14 protein-coding genes are annotated in these 17,953 nt (G+C 31.1%); 12 read left to right on the top strand and 2 right to left on the bottom strand.

The genetic code is table 11. From position 1 onward, the window contains the following. Nucleotides 1-5 precede the first annotated feature (5 nt). The 6 genes from I6U51_RS04925 (at nt 6) to I6U51_RS04900 (ending at nt 6,714) form a co-directional block, all read left to right on the top strand. The gene (locus I6U51_RS04925) at nt 6-2,528 is read left to right on the top strand and encodes a 6-pyruvoyl-tetrahydropterin synthase-related protein (RefSeq protein ID WP_343069512.1); all 2,523 of its coding nucleotides are present in this window, start codon (nt 6-8) and stop codon (nt 2,526-2,528) included. A gap of 90 nt (nt 2,529-2,618) precedes the next feature. Further along, a complete protein-coding gene (xrtG, locus tag I6U51_RS04920; RefSeq protein ID WP_211141477.1) occupies nt 2,619-3,203 on the top strand; it encodes an exosortase family protein XrtG in 585 nt (194 codons plus the stop codon). After that, nucleotides 3,200-4,537, top strand: coding sequence for a TIGR03111 family XrtG-associated glycosyltransferase (locus tag I6U51_RS04915; protein WP_211141476.1), 1,338 nt, complete (start codon nt 3,200-3,202; stop codon nt 4,535-4,537). The genes xrtG and I6U51_RS04915 overlap by 4 nt, the downstream gene beginning before the upstream one ends. Then, the gene (locus I6U51_RS04910; protein WP_211141475.1) at nt 4,530-5,276 is read left to right on the top strand and encodes a glycosyltransferase; all 747 of its coding nucleotides are present in this window, start codon (nt 4,530-4,532) and stop codon (nt 5,274-5,276) included. Before I6U51_RS04915 ends, I6U51_RS04910 begins: the two co-directional genes overlap by 8 nt. Nucleotides 5,277-5,618: 342 nt before the next feature. After that, complete coding sequence (locus I6U51_RS04905; protein WP_211141474.1) at nt 5,619-6,305, top strand: hypothetical protein; 687 nt, start codon at nt 5,619-5,621, stop codon at nt 6,303-6,305. A gap of 166 nt (nt 6,306-6,471) precedes the next feature. Beyond that, complete coding sequence (locus tag I6U51_RS04900; protein WP_211141473.1) at nt 6,472-6,714, top strand: hypothetical protein; 243 nt, start codon at nt 6,472-6,474, stop codon at nt 6,712-6,714. A gap of 277 nt (nt 6,715-6,991) precedes the next feature. On the opposite strand, the gene I6U51_RS04895 is transcribed toward I6U51_RS04900, so the two are convergent. Then, nucleotides 6,992-7,597, bottom strand: coding sequence for a DUF975 family protein (locus I6U51_RS04895; RefSeq protein WP_211141472.1), 606 nt, complete (start codon nt 7,595-7,597; stop codon nt 6,992-6,994). Nucleotides 7,598-7,799: 202 nt separating this feature from the next. Between I6U51_RS04895 and I6U51_RS04890 the strand changes: the two genes are divergently transcribed. The 5 genes from I6U51_RS04890 (at nt 7,800) to I6U51_RS04870 (ending at nt 15,811) form a co-directional block, all read left to right on the top strand. After that, nucleotides 7,800-10,046: an MASE3 domain-containing protein gene (locus I6U51_RS04890; RefSeq protein ID WP_211141471.1), complete on the top strand. Its 2,247-nt coding sequence runs from the start codon at nt 7,800-7,802 to the stop codon at nt 10,044-10,046. A 689-nt stretch (nt 10,047-10,735) separates the two neighbouring features. Further along, nucleotides 10,736-12,439, top strand: a complete 1,704-nt coding sequence (locus I6U51_RS04885; protein WP_211141470.1) for a methyl-accepting chemotaxis protein — start codon at nt 10,736-10,738, stop codon at nt 12,437-12,439. A 301-nt stretch (nt 12,440-12,740) separates the two neighbouring features. Further along, on the top strand, nt 12,741-13,889 hold the full coding sequence (locus I6U51_RS04880; protein ID WP_211141469.1) for an efflux RND transporter periplasmic adaptor subunit: 1,149 nt from the start codon (nt 12,741-12,743) through the stop codon (nt 13,887-13,889). Between the two features lie 12 nt (nt 13,890-13,901). Further along, complete coding sequence (locus tag I6U51_RS04875; protein ID WP_211141468.1) at nt 13,902-14,603, top strand: ABC transporter ATP-binding protein; 702 nt, start codon at nt 13,902-13,904, stop codon at nt 14,601-14,603. Then, nucleotides 14,600-15,811, top strand: coding sequence for an ABC transporter permease (locus I6U51_RS04870; protein ID WP_211141467.1), 1,212 nt, complete (start codon nt 14,600-14,602; stop codon nt 15,809-15,811). Before I6U51_RS04875 ends, I6U51_RS04870 begins: the two co-directional genes overlap by 4 nt. Before the next feature lie 97 nt (nt 15,812-15,908). On the opposite strand, the gene I6U51_RS04865 is transcribed toward I6U51_RS04870, so the two are convergent. Then, a complete protein-coding gene (locus tag I6U51_RS04865; RefSeq protein ID WP_211141466.1) occupies nt 15,909-16,544 on the bottom strand; it encodes a hypothetical protein in 636 nt (211 codons plus the stop codon). 231 nt (nt 16,545-16,775) lie between these two features. Between I6U51_RS04865 and I6U51_RS04860 the strand changes: the two genes are divergently transcribed. Beyond that, nucleotides 16,776-17,840, top strand: coding sequence for an HD-GYP domain-containing protein (locus tag I6U51_RS04860; RefSeq protein WP_211141465.1), 1,065 nt, complete (start codon nt 16,776-16,778; stop codon nt 17,838-17,840). Nucleotides 17,841-17,953: the final 113 nt, after the last annotated feature.

Here is a 17,953-nt window from a genome sequence, read left to right as displayed (position 1 = left end):
TGCAGGTGGATAAAGAAAAGCTCAGCAATTCGGAGCTTACAGAGCAGTTAGTAGAGATGAGAAGACAGTTTAATAAACTTAATAAAAAGTTTGATAAATTAGTGTTCTTAAGGAATCTTATGATATTAAGCATCGCTTCTCTATTTGTATTGGTTTTAATAAATAGAACAGGACATTATCCCTGGGGATCAGATACCTATGGACATCTGTTTAAGGGGAATATTTTATATGATAGTTTTAAAAAGGGCAACTTTTTTTTGAACTATAATGAGAGTTGGTATAACGGGGTACAACCTTACAGGTATTGGGCACCTCTACCTTATTACATTTTAGCAATTATTAATTTACTTACTAATAATATTATTACTACCTTTAATGTTTTTGTAGCTTTTGTATTTATACTGGGAGGACTTGGATGGCTGTGCTTTGGATATTACACGAAGAGGCAGAACCTTGCATTGGTACTTGCTATCCTTTGGTTCTTTGTGCCTTATAATTTAAGAATTATTTTTTCTGAAGGGAACATACCTTATGTTATTGTTAATTCGTTAATTCCCTTCGTATTTTTTTTCTATTATAAAGCATTGAAAGAGAATAAAATCAAAGACTATCTAGCATTGGCATTTTTAATGAGCACAATAACTTTAGCACATGCGATGTTAGCGGCAATGACGGGAATATCTTTGTTTATACTTGCAGCAGTGGATTCAGTTATAAATAAAAGAATATTTACAAATATAGTAGTGCTTACCTATGCTTTCTTAGGAATAATGTTATCTTCCTTTTGGCTGTATCCAGCTTTAAAGGGAGGAATAATGGCAATAGATAAAGGAGCTAATTCAGAAGTGATGAGGTCACTTAGTTATCCACTTACTATTTCTCTTAATCCATTTTTGAGATTTTCTGATATTGAAACCTATTATTTCGGATTAGCATTTGCTATTGTAGCAGTTTTTGGACTTCTAATGTCTACGAAAAATGAAAGGCCATCCTTCATTGCATCACTGATTATACTTATTGGAACTACAAAAGCTGTACTACCGATTTTGGAAAAGCTCCCTATGAATCAGCTCTTATGGATGAGGAGGTTTACCGCTATTTCCATGGCAATGATCATTATGGGGATTATAATATGGAAAAGCTTAAGGAAAAGTGTTTTAGTAATGCTTATTTCTATATTAGTAATAGATTCCGCCTGCTCCTTTTACACATTAGGCTTTAATAGACAGTTTCCATTAGATATAGCAAAAACTATGGATGATGCATCAAAAATAGCTTCTCAAAGAGTAGGGGTCTTAGACAACTCAACTTATGGTTCTTTTCCAAGCTACTATATTGGATATAACAGTGTTCAAGGGGTAAGAGACCAGGTGTATGGATGGGCATGGCAAGGAGCAACAACTTCTAACAATATTGTTATGTTAAACACTGCCCTTGAAAATGGCTACTATGGATTAATGTTTGACAGATCATTAGAACTTGGAGCTGATACTCTTGTTGTAAAGAAAAGCTTAATAATCGATTTTAATAAGCTTCAAAATGATGCAGAGGCTGTAGGGTATAAAAAGTATAAAGAAGATAGCGGAAATATTATTTATAAATATCCTGTGATGAGCAGGTTTGGTACAACTGTAAACTATGAAGGAATAGCAATTGGTTCATACGCCTCTAACATAGCGTACATTTTTCCAAAGTTTCAGATAGGAGATAAAGAATTTTTAGATGACTACAGCTTCGATGAGCTAAAAAGTAAAAAGGCTATATTTTTATCAGGCTTTAAGTATAAGGATAAAAAAACAGCAGAGAATTTAGTTTTAAAACTATCGAGAAGTGGAATAAAGGTAGTAATTGATACTGCAGGACTTGAAGAAAGTTTTTTAGGGGTAAATGGAGAACCAATTACGCTTAAGAATAACTATGGTGAAATTTATTATAAAAAAGAAAGCCTTAAAACGAAAAACTTTCCTGAGGAATATAGCGAGTGGAAAACTTATTTTCTAAAAGGAATAGAAAATAGTGAAAGTTATGAGGTTTTAAATTCAAGGTTGTTCAACTATGTTGGGAAAAAAGATAATGATAATTTAACTTTTATGGGACTTAATATACCTTATTACAGTTTTTTAACTAAAGATGGAGGCACAGTGAAAATTTTAGAAGATGCATTGAATTTAAAAGCAGATGAACTTCCTAAAAGAGAAGTTCACAAAATAGATGTTAAAAGAGAAAATAATGTACTAAGTATAGTAAGTGATATTCCTAATGTGATTGTTCCGATAGCAGCTCTAGACAGCTTTGTGAAATTAAATGGGAGCTATGAAGTTTTGGACAATCTAATTTACTTAAAGACACCAAAACTTGAAATTAAGATAATATATCCTTATTTAAATACTGGTATAACCTTATCTATAGTATTTTTAGTTTTAATAGCAGCCTTATCAACACTTATTAAGGTTGATAGGGATAGAAATATAAAAAGAAGAATGCGTAGAAGAGAAAAAAGACAAGTAGCAGTGAAAAGTACAGCATGATTATATTTAAAGGTCTTAGAGTAATTGAAAACCCATGGTTTGTAAATATTAACACAAAAAGGATTATAAAGATAAATATGGAGAGAGATTATGCAGAAAATTAGTTTATTGTTGATAGTAGTTTTACTATGGATTTTAGCTTTAATTTTATTTAAAAATACAAAAATGAATTTTTTTAAGTTTTTAGCTGGAAGCATAGGAGCATTTACAATAAGTATGATATTTTTTCTTCCATACCTAGAAAAGAACTTAAACATTTTAATATCAAATACATTGAACATCATAGGAAGCAGTACAAAGTATTTTCAAGTTTTTAAAGAAAATTCAATAGTTTCTATGGATACAAAAAGTGGAATAGTATCTATGTTAATAAATTATGAATGTTCAGGTGTAATTGAGATGCTTGTATTCACTTCTTTAGCATTGTTTTTTCCTTTTGGGGGGAATATTAGAAAGCTTTTATTAACTATTGTAGGTAATGCGTATATATTTATTGCAAATATAATAAGAGTATTATTTATTGTTTTGATAACAAAAGTCTTTGGAGCTTCAGCATTTTACATGGCTCATACGTTGTTTGCAAGGCTCCTATTCTTTGGGCTTATGATTATACTTTACTATTTTGTATTTACATCTACACAGCTTAAGTATCAAAAGGTTGGGGATATAAGGTGAAAAATAATTTAATAAGAGAATTTGTATTTTGGGGAATATGGCTTGTAATTCCTTTAGTTGTAGATATAATATCCGGTCTTATAAGTGGTTTTGTTGTTCTTGTCGGTTATTTTAAAAGAAAAAAAGAGGATATAGAATATCTTCCTCATGTAACTTTATTAATACCTTTGTATAATTCAGAAAAAACTCTAGCAAGCTGCCTTAAATCAATTGTAGAGCAGAATTATCCGCTTAAAAATATAATGGTTTTGCTCATAAATAATGGACAAAAGGATAAGGCATATGAAGTCTTTTGTTCCTTTCAAGAACAAAATCCAGGATTAAGATTATGGTGGATAGACTCATCACAGGGAAAGGCAAAGGCATTAAATAAAGGACTTTATATGGCAGAAGGTAAGTATATTATAAATATAGATTCCGATGGAATCTTAGACAAAAATGCTGTAAGAAGAGTTGTAGAAAAGTTTGAAAGTAATACTGATATATATGCAATGACAGGAGTTGTGCTAATAGACAATAATTTGATTGAAAAAACAAAAAAACTTTCACTTAGACTTGTTCAACGTTGTGAGCTTTTTGAATATACGGAAGCTTTTTTAGTGGGAAGAGGATTTCAATCCTACAGTAATACCATGTTTACGTTAGCAGGTGCTTTTTCTTGCTATAGAAAGGATGTTGTTTTAAAAACTCAGCTTTATAACAATGAAACCCTTGGAGAAGACACTCACATGACATCTCAAATAAGAGAATTCTTGAAGGGGAAGGTTGCATTATGTGAGGATGCTTTCTTTTATGTTGACCCAATTGATAACTTAGACAAGCTGTATATACAAAGACAAAGATGGCAGAGGGGGCAGGTGGAGGTTTCTTCTCTTTTTAAGGATATTGGTAGTAATAGAGGTTTTAGAAATGTTTTGAAATACACAATGATTAAGGATCATACCTTTGTATTTCCAAGATTCATATGGATATTTGCCATGATATATCTAATATTCCTTGATTATCCGCTAAAGCTTATTGTAGGCGCAAATATAATAATGTATATGGTTTATGTTTTTAACTCCTTTATATATTTTCTAATTACTAAGCTATATTTAAATGAACTAAAGCAAGTCATAAATTACATGAATAAACATTGGTATACTATACTCCTATTGCCTATGTATAGGTTTATAGTGTTCTTTATGAGAGTAGCTGGAATAATTAACTCTGTTGAAAAATACGCTGCATGGAATAGTAGAACATTTACAGAGGAGAAGAAAGTTGTGACAGAAAAACTAGGCAAAAGATTAAAACTATATTATAAAATAAAGGATTGGATAAATAATGAATAAAGATACGCTGTATGTAGTTTTGCCTTGTTATAATGAAGAAGATAATATAGAAAATTTAATTAAAGCATGGAATATGGAAGAAAGAAAACTGTTTGAAAAGGGACTTTTATTAAAATTTGTGATTGTCGACGATGGGAGCGGTGATAACACTTTAAATATCGCTGAAAGATTAAAGAAGTCCTATAGTAATATTACTATATTGAAACATAAAGAAAATAAAGGACTAGGAGAAGCAATAAATACTGGAATAAGCTATGCTGTATCGCAAGAAGAAAAAGGATATCTTTGTATTATGGATAGTGATATGACTCATGAACCCTATTATATTTTTTCTATGGTAAACAAGCTAAAAAAGGAAAAACTTCATTGTGTAATAGCCTCAAGATATAGAAAGGGTTCAAAAATTGAAGGATTATCACTTTATAGAAAGCTTTTATCCTATGGGGCGAGGATAGTTTATACATTAACGCTGAGAATACCTAATGTTAGAGACTATACCTGCGGATATAGGCTGTATACTTTAGAGTCACTTAGGACTTTGTCAGAGAAGCATGGAGGAAAACTTGTGGCTGAAAAAGGCTTTGCATGTATGATGGAACTTCTTGTAAGGATTAACAATGAAGGGTTTAAAATAGCAGAAGTACCTTTTGTACTGAAATATCAGCTAAAAGGTGGGGCAAGCAAAATGAATGTTTGGAGAACTGTAAGCAGAAGTTTAATTCTGCTTGCAAGGCTATAGGGTTTCTAACTCATAAGTTGACTTATGCTGTAATCTAATTTGGTAATTTTTATAGGAGAAGATAAATAGTTGAGAGTTGAGAGTGGAAAGTTGAGAGTGCAGGATGATTTTTCGCCGTTACACTACGAAAAATCTTTAATTTATAAATCGACGTTTCACATTAGTGAAACAAGTCTAAAAAATAAATTAGTTTTCCGACGCAAGGAAGAAAACTCACCTTAACTCTCAATTCTCAATTGTCAACTCTCAACTAAAAATATTACTAATAAATTTTAGTGTATAAGTTAACCTTGGATTTAGAAACCCTATAGTAAGTATAAGGCTTTGGGAGGTGCGGTTTTATTGAAAAATGTATTTAGAATTGTATTTGTACTGCTGTTAGTTATGGTTGTACCATCTGCGAGGGTGCTAGCGGCTGATTCTACTAATATTGTAATTGACGGTAACTTTCAGGATTGGATCGGTAAGCCTTATGTAGAAGATCCTAAACATGATATAAAAAGTCCCTGGTTAGATTTTCTAGGGGTAGGATATTATGCAGATGACAAATATCTATATTTGCATGTTATAAGGCAGGCAGCAAATAAATCAGAACCTTGGCATTTTAATGTAGTTATGTTGAATGGAACAAAAGGACCAACACTGCCACAGTATCTTTTTGGTTCAACGAAACCTGTATATGCACCTCAATTTGATGTAACTACCTACTATGCAAGTAATAGCAGCCACAACGGCATTGTGGTAAAGGTAAGTTTTAATGGACAACAATTAGAAAGCACTTTTTCTTCAAATAATAATGCCAAGGAAATAGAATTTAGAGTTCCCCTAGCTTCTGTAGGACTTGATGGAGTAAATAAGGAAGTGAAGTTTGTTCTTAAGTCTGATGTAAAGGATGTAGTTGACTGGGCTCCGGAACGTCCTATAATTATCACAACAGGTCCAACTTTATGGCAGATATCATCTGTATTCTTCTTTATAATAGTTTCTGCTGCTGCTTATAGAGTTTATAAAAATAAAGCTTCTGTATAAGAGAGAATGTCTACAAGGTGGATATTCTTTTAACTTATTTTTTAATTGTTAGATTTAACGGCAATGATGACAATAAACATATATTAATGTTATAATTTCATAGAGAAAATTTATTAAATGAAAAATAACATTTAAGTTTGCTTAATATAGAGAAGAGAGTGATAAAATGGATATTAATGAAGCTAAAAAAATACTTAGTGAAAAATCAATAGACCCATTATTACTAGTGATAGCAAATAAGGGCTACAAATGGATTGTAGCAGACAACTTTACTGAAGAAGATGCTGCCAAATTTGAACAATATGTATTAAATAACACCACTGATGAGGAACTTGAAGAGATTAGAAGTAAAAAGAAGTCCCTAAAGGACTTTATTATATGGAAATATGTAAATCATCTAGACAGATAATATAGGAAAAACAGCTATAAAGTTAATTTATACTATAAACTAATTTGGTAATTTTTATAGAAAAAATAACCATAAATAGTTAAAAATTGACAGTGGACAATGGACAGTTTAAGTGGATGTTTCTCTTTAGAGAAACAAGTCCTAAGAATAAATTAGTTTTCTGACGTAAGGAAGAAAACTCACCTTCACTGTCAACTGTCAATTGTCAACTCTCAACTAAAAATATTACCAATAAGTTTTAGTGTATAAGTTACCTTTCGGCCTAGAAACCCTATACTTAAAATGAACCATGTGCATTTTTAAGATTATCGTAAAAATTAGCAAAGGATATATTCATATAAGGAACTAGCCATAAAAAACCTATTCCTAAAGTCAAGATACACAATATTCCCCAGCCTAAAAAACTCAATTGAAGCATAAAAAACTTTCCTCTATATCCTTTCATCATTTCCTTGCTGCGATTTAGTGCTTCTGTTGCGGTGAGTCCAGGATTATCGTTTAGTATATAAAAAGCCTGGGAATACCCTAGATATGCTATAACTCCTGGAATAATTAATAGTAATGACCATAAAAATACAAATAGTGATATGAGAAACTGTAGTACAAATGCTGTGCTAAAGCGCTTAAAACCGTCAAATATATTTTCTATAAAAACCTGTTCTCCCCGTTTAAATTTTATTGAATAAATAGTTTGACCAAGTGCAAAAGGGCCTGCTATTAGTAGACTGATTATAAAGCCTACATCAGGTATTGTTCCAGGTAAACCTACAATTATAGTAATTATAAAATAAGCTAAAATTGCAGGGCCCCATCTTCCTACTAATTGCTTTCGGGCTGATTCTCTTATTTCAGCGTTGCTTTTAATTATACCTAGTTGTTCCATTGTGCCAACCTCCATTTTTAACGTTACAGAATATTATATTAATCACGTCGCTGATTGATGAATGTTTTATTATATAGATTTTGAAAGACATTCAATTAGTTTTGGATTGTATTTCTTTAATAAGAAAAGTATGCTATGATTTTTATAGGAATAATTTGTAACTTTACAAGACTTAGTGCATTAAGGAGGGGAATAGGGTAAGATGATTAGTACAAATACTAAAGATAACCGCCAAATGATTTCTAAGTACATTTTTATATTGCTTTCGAGCTTAGCTGTATCGTTTATAGCTTCGCAGACACTATGGAAAAGAGATATGTATTTATTCCACACTATACTTGAATTGACATGCATATTTATATCTCTAGCAACATTTATGCTTATTTGGAATACTTATGAAAAGACTCTAAACTTAAATCATTTTATAGGATTTGGATTTCTTTCAGTTGCAATTTTTAATCTGTTTCATACCTACTATTTCTTGAATGCTCAAACATCTAATCAAGTTTGTTCTGATTTAACTGCAAGATATTGGATGATAGGAAGGCTAATTGAAGCAATTGTTCTAGCAATAGTATCATTGAAAATTAAAATAACTAAGATTGATAAATGGATTGGATTTATATTTACTATTTTTCTTTCTTTTGGCACATCTATAATCATAATGTATTTTCCAGATGTTTTGCCTGTTATGATGTCAAAAGAGGGGGCAACTCCTAGCAAGATTGCACTAGAATACGTTATAATTATTTTAACGATTGTTAGCGTTTACAATTTAAAAGATAACTTAAGCAATAAGAATATCATTTCATATAGGAATATATTCATGGCACTTCTTATAATCATTCCTTCTGAATTAATTTTTGCATCATTTAAAGTATTAACACCATTCTACAGCGCCTATGGTCATGTTTTAAAAATATTATTCTATTACTATTTTTATAAGGCAGTTTTTGTAAGCACTATAACATATCCTTATGAGAGATTAGAAGACAATAAGAATAAGTTGAAACATTTAAGTGAAAATTTAAGTGATTTGCTTGATGCATCGCCTATAGCCATATTAATGTATGATGATACCGGTAGGCTTGAGTATGTAAATAAAAAATTTGAAGAGATTTTTCTTTGTAACAGAGATAAATTATATGGCTGTTTTTCAAAAGAAATTCAAAGGATGTTTTTAAATAAAAAACATTATGGAAAGACAGTTTATGAAAAGACATTAGAAAATCAAAAGGGTATAAATAGAATTATAAAAACCTACAAAATCTCAAATGGTGATTATATTAAGCTTGCGGTTACTTCACATAAGATACATAATGGAGTTTTAATACTGCTTAGTGATATAAAAAAAGAACAGGAGCTTGAAAACTTACAATTTCAAACCCAAACAATATTAAACTCCATAGAAAAGTTAATAATAATGGTAGATAGAGATAATAAAATAATTATGTGTAATAAAGAATATGAAAATATAGTTGGATTACCTGCAAAGAATATAGTCGGTATGGATATTAATGATCATATATCAACGCTTCAAATACATATAGATAAGGAATACAGGCAAGAAGATATTAAAAATATAAAATATAAAAATTATGAAATAGAAATTACTACTATTAATAAAGTAAAAAAACGATTACTTTGCAACTCATCTAAAATATATAATATAGATGGTGAATTAATAGGTTTAATAATAGTTGCTTCTGACATAACGGAATTAAAAGAACAACAGGAAAAGATGATGCAGCAGGAAAAACTCGCGCTTTTAGGTCAAATGGGAGCAGGAATTGTACATGAAACAAGGAACTATTTAACAACTATAAAGGGAAGTTGTCAATTAATAGATACATTAACAGAAGAAGATAAGATAAAAAAATATACTAAGAAAATGAATAAAGGAATTGATGAAGTAAATAGAATAATTGGTGAGTTTTTATCCCTATCAAAGCCAAAAGAGACCGAATTGGAAGAGGTGTCAATGTATGATATAGTTTATTCTATAAAAAGCTTAATTATTACATCCTCCCTTATAAGGGGTATAAATATAGACTTTAAATTATCCAAAGAAGAAAGATATCTTCGTTGTGATGAAGCACAAGTAAAGCAGGTTGTACTAAATATTTGCAAAAATGCAGTTGAAGCAATGACTGAAGTTAAAAATGCTGAGCTAAAAATTGAAGCTGGATATAATGAAAAGGCAAATGAAATGTTTATTAAAATAACCGATAATGGACATGGTATGTCTAAAGAGACCTTAGAGAAAATAGGTACACCTTTCTACACAACCAAAAGCAATGGCACAGGTTTAGGATTAAATTTTTGTTATAAAGTTATTAAGGAGCATGAAGGTAGAATAGAAGTAGAAAGTGAATTAGAAAAAGGAACAAAATTTACAGTGGTACTGCCTTGTATAGAGGATGATGAGGAGTGCGATAAGGTAATATAAAATAAATAAATTAAATATTCTGAATATATATTGAATTTTAGAAAAACAAGTGATATAATATAATCAAGAAGAAGGATAAACCTACTTCTAGTAGATTCTAACTCATCAAGAAGTAATAACTCAGGTAGTTAGTAGTCTTTATGTAAATTGTACAAAGCGTCTAGTAGTATCAGACTATAGGGCGTACGTAGTACAAATAGAAAGTATTTGGCTAATGTAATCTATACGATGATACTCATGCGATAGCGTTGTATAATGAGTTTGTTGTACATGCATCTAAAGGTATCGATATAGAATATGTTTAGTACAAATAAGAATTAGCTTTATAATAATTTGTTAAAAATCAGTTAATATTTAAAGGTTGTAATACCCTCGACATATAGTTATTAGTCGGGAAATCTAAAGAGAAAGGGTGATGAAAATTCAAATAGAACCAAATAGTTTTTCCGATGAGTTAGGATCTACTTAACCACCAATTAGTGTCATTTAACTAATTGGTGGTTTTTACTTTTTGTTATTTCGTATATGGCGGTTTATATCAAAGAATATGAAGCGGGAAATTAGAGGTTTTGTTGAAAAAAATATTATATATGGTACAATATGTAGTTGAGTGTGTAAAATATAATTTAAAAATAAACTAAATATCATATATTTAATCGGTTTAATTTTTTATTTATGGGGGGAGTAAAATGAAAAAACTAAAGATTCAACACAAACTGATATTAAGCTTTATTGTAGTGGCGCTATTTATTGGTATAGTTGGGTTCGCTGGAGATTTGAGCATGAAAAAAATTAATAATAATGCTATCTCTATGTATAAAAACAATCTGATACCAGTAAGTGATATTAAAAGTATTCAAAAAAATTTACAAGAAATACGTTCAAATATTTTGCTTCTTGTATATGAGAAGGACAGGAATAAGGTTAACGAATATGTGAATAAAATTAATAAATTAACAGAAGAAAATGATAAAATATTAAAAGAGTATGAGCAAACAGATATGTCAGATAAAGAAAAACAGCAGTACTCTCAATTTAAGCAGGTCTTTACAGAATATAGAACTGGCCGAAGCAAGTTAATTCAAGATGTAGTTGATAATAAATATGACGAGGTAGCAGCGGACTTGCAAAATATCGAAAAGCTAAGAGAAAATACTGAAAGTGCAATTCAAGAACTTGTTGATATTAATGTAAATTTAGCTAAAGCTTCAAACGAGGAAAATATACTAGAGTATAGTGCAGCACGTAGAACAAGTTTAAGTATTACATTTATAGGATTGCTTATTTCAGTTATATTAGGATATGGAATATCTCAAATGATTACGAAAAGATTGAATAAAATCTTAATTTTTGCAGAAGCACTTGGCAGTGGAGACTTAACACAGGAAATAAATATAAGTGTTCATGATGAAATAGGAAGTTTGGCATTAGCTTTAAATAAAGCGGGAGAGAATACAAGAGAACTAATAGCTGAATTAAATAACAGTTCAAACAGTATTGCAGCTTCAAGCGAAGAATTATCTAGTACAATAGAAGAAATTACATCAAAGATGGAAAATATAACTGAATCTACTCGACAAATTTCTGCTGGTATTGAAGAATTGAGTTCATCTATCGAGGAAAGCAGTACAGCTATAGAAGAAGTAAGCTCAAACACAGAACTACTTGCAAACAATGCAAAACAATCTAATTTATATTCTATAGATGTAGAAAAAAGAGCTATTACTGTAAAAAATAAAGGTATGGAATCGATTGGAAATTCAAGACAGATTTATGAAAAACAGCAGGATAGTATACTTAAAGCAATTGAAGAAGGCAAGATAGTTGAAGAAATCAAGGTAATGGCAGAAGAAATAGGTGATATTGCTTCGCAAACAAACTTGTTAGCTTTAAATGCTGCAATCGAAGCTGCAAGAGCGGGAGAACATGGAAAAGGATTTGCTGTAGTAGCAGATGAGGTAAGAAAACTTGCGGAACAATCTGCTCATAGCGTCTCGAGTATAGATAACATTGTAATTCAAGTTAGAAATTCATTTTTTAATCTTTCCACAAATGCCCAAGAATTACTAAGATATATAGAAGATACTGTAAATCCTGATTATCAGTTTTTAGTAGATACTGCGGCAAAATATGAACAAGATGCCTTAAATATGGTTAAAAGCTGGAAGGAAGTATCTGCTTCATCTCAAACCATATCAGACTCTGTAGAACAAGTAAGTCAGTCTTCTCAAAGTGTGTCAGCAACTGCACAGCAGTCAGCAGCAAGCTCAGAAGAAATATTAGGAAGTATAAATGATTCAACAGCATCTTTAGAAGGAGTAGCAAAGACTGCTCAAAGCCAAGCTGAGCTGGCAGAAAAGCTAAACAATCTAGTTAAAAAATTTAAAATATAATATTTTTATATGCTATCTAGTATCAGATGATTAATTATAAGGAACTTGTGATAATGTAACAAGTTCCTTTTTTGCGTGTATAAAACAATTTGAAAAAATTGCTAATTTCTTAAGAAAAAAAGTATAAATAATAAAAGGTTATTTATAAGTACTACAAAATACGCAATAGATAATGAATATAAATTTATTAAATACTAAAAATATAAGGAATATCATAGATAGACAATCTAGGAATTTGGATTATAAAAATATATATATAAATTAAACTTTTAGGCTATTTATACTAGAGAGGAGTAGTGCCATGAAAAAAAAGGTAGTGATAATAACGTCAATAGTAATTATAGGTGCAATTGCAGCTCTTGGAATATACACCAAAAATAAAGCGGAGATAAAACAAGTTAAGACAGCTGTTGCAAAGAAAGGCGACATACAATCGTATTTGTCTACCACAGCTACAATAAAATCGAAGAACTCTAAGGAATACTATGGAGCACAGTTAAAAATACAAAAAATAAATGTAGCAGTGGGAGACAAGGTAAAAAGTGGTCAAAGCTTAATAAGCTATGATATTTCGGACTTAAGTACTCAACTTAGGCAGGCTGAGCTTCAGTATAACAATGCTGTTTTGCAGAAGCAAGAACTAGAGAATCAAGTTGGAAATATAAATTCAAAAATTAGTGATTTAGATGAAAAAATACGGGAAGCGGAAAATAGTAAAGACCCATCAGTGAAAGCTTTACTTCCAGGTTTAAAACAGCAAAGAGATGCAATACAACCAATTTCGAATGTAAAAGTAGAAGAGGCAAATAATGCTATTGAGCTTGCAAAGACCTCTTTAGATGCTGCGAATTCAAGACTGAGTAGTGTAAAAAATGGTGTTGTATCACAGATAGATGGTGTAGTGACAGCACTAAATGCAGTAGAGGGAACTACTGCAAATCCTGCTCAGCCCTTAGCTGTTGTTCAGGACTTAAACAATTTAAAGGCGCAGGTATCCCTTGGGAAATATGATGCGGATAAGGTAAAAATAGGACAGGAGGCAGTAATAAAAGCGCCAGGTAAATCTTACAAAGGAAAAGTTGCTTTTATAAATCCAGCTCCTACTAAAACACAATCTCCAACAGGGGGAGAAACTACTCTTTTAGCAGATATAGATATATTAAATGGTTCTGAAAACTTAAAGGTAGATTTTGATACAGATATAGATATTCTGACGGCATTTAAAGCAAACGTACTAAAGGTACCTGCTGAAGCTATAAAAACAGATAAGTATGGAAAAAGTTATATTTTTATAAATAATAACGGAATAGCACAAAAGAAGGATATAAAAACAGGAATTAAGTCAGATGTAGAGGCGGAGGTTACTGAGGGTTTGGCACAAGGAGATAAAGTTATTTTAAATCCAAGCAGTAACATTACTGATGGAACTAAAGTAAGAGAAGTGGCATAGGAGGGAAGAGCTATGCTTGAGGTAGAAGATATAGTGAAAATATATAGAACTGGAGAGCTAAGTTTTAAAGCATTAAAAGGAGTAAGTCTCAAAGTAGAAAGAGGAGAATTTACATCTATAATGGGACCTTCTGGCTCTGGAAAATCAACATTTATGAATATTTTAGGTTGCTTGGATAGAATGGATGAAGGAAGATATATGTTAAATAATAATGACGTATCCAACTTAAAAGAGGAAGAACTTGCTGCAATAAGAAACAAGGAACTAGGTTTTGTTTTCCAAGCTTTTAACCTACTGCCACGTATGACAGTTTTAGAAAATGTGGAGCTGCCTATGATATATGCCGGGCTTTCAGAAAAGGAAAGAAAAGAAAAGGCTATGATTGCTCTTGAAAAGGTTGGCCTTAAGGAAAGAGTAAAGCACAGACCAAATGAAATTTCTGGAGGTCAAAAGCAAAGAGTAGCTATAGCTCGGGCGATAGTAAATAACCCAGCGGTAATTATGGCAGATGAGCCCACTGGAAACTTAGACAGCAAATCTACAATGGAAATATTAAAAATATTTCAGGATTTAAATAGTGAAGGTGCAACTATAATAATGGTAACTCATGAGCCAGATGTAGCAAAATATACAAAGAGAATTGTAAGATTTAAAGATGGTGAAATAGTAAGTGATGAAGCAGTAAAGGATAGGATTGAAGTGGTGAGTATATGAATATTAAAGAAAACTTTAAAATAGCTATAGAAAGTGTAAAGGCAAATAAAATGAGATCTTTTCTAACTATGCTTGGAATTATTATAGGAATAAGTTCTGTTATCACAATAGTTTCTCTAGGCCAAGGTGGGCAAAGTGCCATCACAGGGGAATTTGAAAAAATAGGAGCAGCATCAGTAAATATAAAGGTAAATCCTCAAAAAGCTTCTCAAAGTGATTATATAGATTTAAATGATGTAAGGCAGGTTAAGGAAAGAATTCCATCAGTAAAATATTCATCACCTGTTATGCAAAAGCAGGGCATAATAGGTTCGGATATTAAGTCTAAAAGAGCATTTATAAATGGAGTTAACGATGATTATGCAAATATAGATAATACGGAAATGTTGTTTGGAAGATATTTTAATACAGAAGAATATCTAGAAGGAAAGCCTGTAATCGTAATAGATGAAACCTCTGCTAAAGCTTTATTTGGATACGATGATGCAGTAGGGCAAAGTGTAAATGTTGGTCCAAAAATTTCACCTAAAAAAGCTGTTATTGTTGGGATAGCGAAAAGCCAAATGGGGATATTCGGAGGAGGCTCCGATGAGAACATTCCTGCAATGGTATCAGCACCGGCAACTTTAGTTCAGGAATTATACCCAAATGACAAACTTATTGACTCAATGATTGTAGTGGCAACTTCTAAGGAGGAAAGTGAAAATGCAGGTAATGGTGCTATAAGTGTATTAGAAAGCAGACATAACAATGCTGGCAGAGAGGTTTATAAAGCAGAGAGTATGATGAAACAGCTCAGTCAAGTCAATAAGGTACTAGGAATTTTCACAGCATTTATAGGAGCAGTTGCAGCTATATCACTGCTTGTAGGCGGGATTGGAGTTATGAATATTATGCTTGTTTCTGTAACAGAAAGAACAAGGGAAATAGGTATAAGGAAGGCGATAGGTGCTACTACACGAAATATACTTCTTCAATTTTTAACGGAATCCGTTATTATATCTGTTATTGGCGGAATAATCGGAATGATTTTAGGTATTGTAGGAGCTTACTTAATAGGGATCTTTGCAGGCATAACTCCAGTGGTCTCACCGCTGGTAATAGTAGGAGTTATAATGTTTTCATCAGCAGTAGGCATATTTTTCGGAATATACCCTGCCAAAAAAGCAGCAGACCTTGATCCTATAGATGCCTTAAGATACGAATAGATAAGGTGCAGGCAATTTTTTGCTTGCACCTTATCTACATTTCTAAAATTATGTTTTAGTACATAAAGAAATTCTTAGCTTCAGAGGAACTTAGACTTTATTTTACAAATTCTATATTTAAAGCGGTAGTGTGAGGTGGAAGGCTCATTGTCATTACAGGTCCATAAACTACCTTGACTTTAGCGCCTTTCTTCAAATCTAAAAGACTACCATTGTTGAAAGATGTTTTATCGCTTATATTAAATATTATTTTATCAAAATTAGAGTTTTTACTATCAGATACTACAGATATTGATTTACCATATTTATTGTCTATTACTTCCTCTATTTGTCCTTCATACACACAATCTTCTTTTAACTGGTTTATAGCAATTGCAGTAGCTTGCCCAGGTATACTTCTTGTGACAGCACCAGAGAAAAATACGTTTACTCTGTCTCCTATTTTTAAAGTTTCCTTAGCTACATTAAGTTTTGTATCATTATTTACATGAAAAATTAATGAGTTAAGGGGAGAATCACTTTCTCCAAGCTTTGACACCATTACATCCAATCCATCCTTTGTTTTCTTTACATCAGTTATTTTACCATCATACATGGATGCATCCGCCACTGTAATATAGCTTAAATCACCTCCTGTACTTTTTTTAATTTCAGTGTTTGTCCCAGAATATGCTGTACTGGATGTCATTACAGAAGTTGCTATGACCCCTGCCAATATTAAATCTTTTAGCATTTTTATTGCCTCCTTTATTGTCTTTTCATTATATTAGACGATAAATAAAGAAAATTGTTCCATAAAAAATATAAAAAGATTATGTAATGTTTTTAAAACTTTAAAGGAAATTATTGTATTTTGTAGAATTAATGATTAAAGATGAATTTTTTATAAACTTATGTTAATGATTTTTAACATTTATTAAAATGCATAATAAATTAACTTCACTGGATGAGAGGTATATAGAATATGAAATTAAAAAAAGTTTCTATGAGAATTCATGAGCTGAAATCTGGAATGATAGTAGCGGAAGAAATAAAGTCTGGAAATATAGTGTTAGTTTCTGAAGGGGTGGAGCTCACTGATGATTTAATAAAGAGATTAAAAGATAGATATTTTGAATATAAGATAATGGTTTATAGTGAAGATGATTATGAAGATGAGAATATTATAATAAATAGAATAAAAACCGTAGAAGAAGTTAAAAGAAGTTTTGACGAATTCTCAAATAATGTAGAAGAAATATTTGAAAGTATGGATGGAAGAATAAAAGTTGGTATAACTGAAATTAGGAATTTCGCAAACAGGGTTGAGAAAGAATTAAACTCACCTAGTGCTGTTATAAAGAATATAGTGCTTTATGGAAGCGATAATGATTGTATATTTAAACATTCTGTTAATGTAGCAGCGCTAAGTTCTATACTTGGCAAGTGGATAGGCTTTGACGAAAAAGAAATCAAATTTTTAACCTATGCAGCAATTTTACATGATTTTGGTAAGACAAAAATTGATAAGAACATATTGTATAAGCCAGGGTTTTTAACAACAAAAGAAAAAGAAATTATAAGAGAACACCCTGTTATTAGTTATAATTTTGTAAAGGAAATACCATACTTACACAATTCAGTGACTTATGGCATACTTATGCACCATGAAAGATTAGATGGCTCTGGCTATCCTTTAGGGGTAAAAGGAGATAAAATACATCCTTTTGCTAAAATAATCGCTATTGCAGACACCTTTGATGCAGTTAACTCAAACAGGACATATAAAAAGAGAGAAGATCCTTTTGCAGCTTTAGAGACAATTCAAAAAGAGAGCTTAGGAAGATTGGATTATGAATATTGTAAGATATTCATAGAACATATAATAAACTATTATGTAGGGGAAAATATATTATTAGATACAGATAAAGTATGTAAAATAATACAAATACATATAAACGATTTGTCAAGACCGCTACTATTAGATGAAGGAGAATTTATAGACCTGAGAAAAGAAAGAGACCTGCAAATAAAAAATTTGGTTTTATAGAGAAATTAACTAGAAAGTTGACTTATACAGAGGGATATGTTTCCAAAGCTGAAGTAGATTTAAAAACTTTGTGCCAGTCTTAGTGAAGGGTTTTAAAAGAACCTTAGAACTTT

Source organism: Clostridium aciditolerans (assembly GCF_016316925.1).
GTDB classification, from domain to species: domain Bacteria; phylum Bacillota; class Clostridia; order Clostridiales; family Clostridiaceae; genus Clostridium_AM; species Clostridium_AM aciditolerans.
The sequence above is the reverse complement of the archived record's forward strand: the minus strand, read 5'-3'. Positions and strand labels throughout refer to the sequence as shown.

Excerpts from the sequence above, each read along its gene's own strand:
- xrtG (WP_211141477.1), top strand. The coding sequence starts at position 2,619 with ATGCAGAAAATTAGTTTATTGTTGATAGTAGTTTTACTATGGATTTTA.
- I6U51_RS04910 (WP_211141475.1), top strand. The coding sequence starts at position 4,530 with ATGAATAAAGATACGCTGTATGTAGTTTTGCCTTGTTATAATGAAGAA.
- I6U51_RS04900 (WP_211141473.1), top strand. The coding sequence starts at position 6,472 with ATGGATATTAATGAAGCTAAAAAAATACTTAGTGAAAAATCAATAGAC.
- I6U51_RS04895 (WP_211141472.1), bottom strand. The coding sequence starts at position 7,597 with ATGGAACAACTAGGTATAATTAAAAGCAACGCTGAAATAAGAGAATCA.
- I6U51_RS04890 (WP_211141471.1), top strand. The coding sequence starts at position 7,800 with ATGATTAGTACAAATACTAAAGATAACCGCCAAATGATTTCTAAGTAC.
- I6U51_RS04885 (WP_211141470.1), top strand. The coding sequence starts at position 10,736 with ATGAAAAAACTAAAGATTCAACACAAACTGATATTAAGCTTTATTGTA.
- I6U51_RS04880 (WP_211141469.1), top strand. The coding sequence starts at position 12,741 with ATGAAAAAAAAGGTAGTGATAATAACGTCAATAGTAATTATAGGTGCA.
- I6U51_RS04875 (WP_211141468.1), top strand. The coding sequence starts at position 13,902 with ATGCTTGAGGTAGAAGATATAGTGAAAATATATAGAACTGGAGAGCTA.
- I6U51_RS04870 (WP_211141467.1), top strand. The coding sequence starts at position 14,600 with ATGAATATTAAAGAAAACTTTAAAATAGCTATAGAAAGTGTAAAGGCA.
- I6U51_RS04865 (WP_211141466.1), bottom strand. The coding sequence starts at position 16,544 with ATGCTAAAAGATTTAATATTGGCAGGGGTCATAGCAACTTCTGTAATG.
- I6U51_RS04860 (WP_211141465.1), top strand. The coding sequence starts at position 16,776 with ATGAAATTAAAAAAAGTTTCTATGAGAATTCATGAGCTGAAATCTGGA.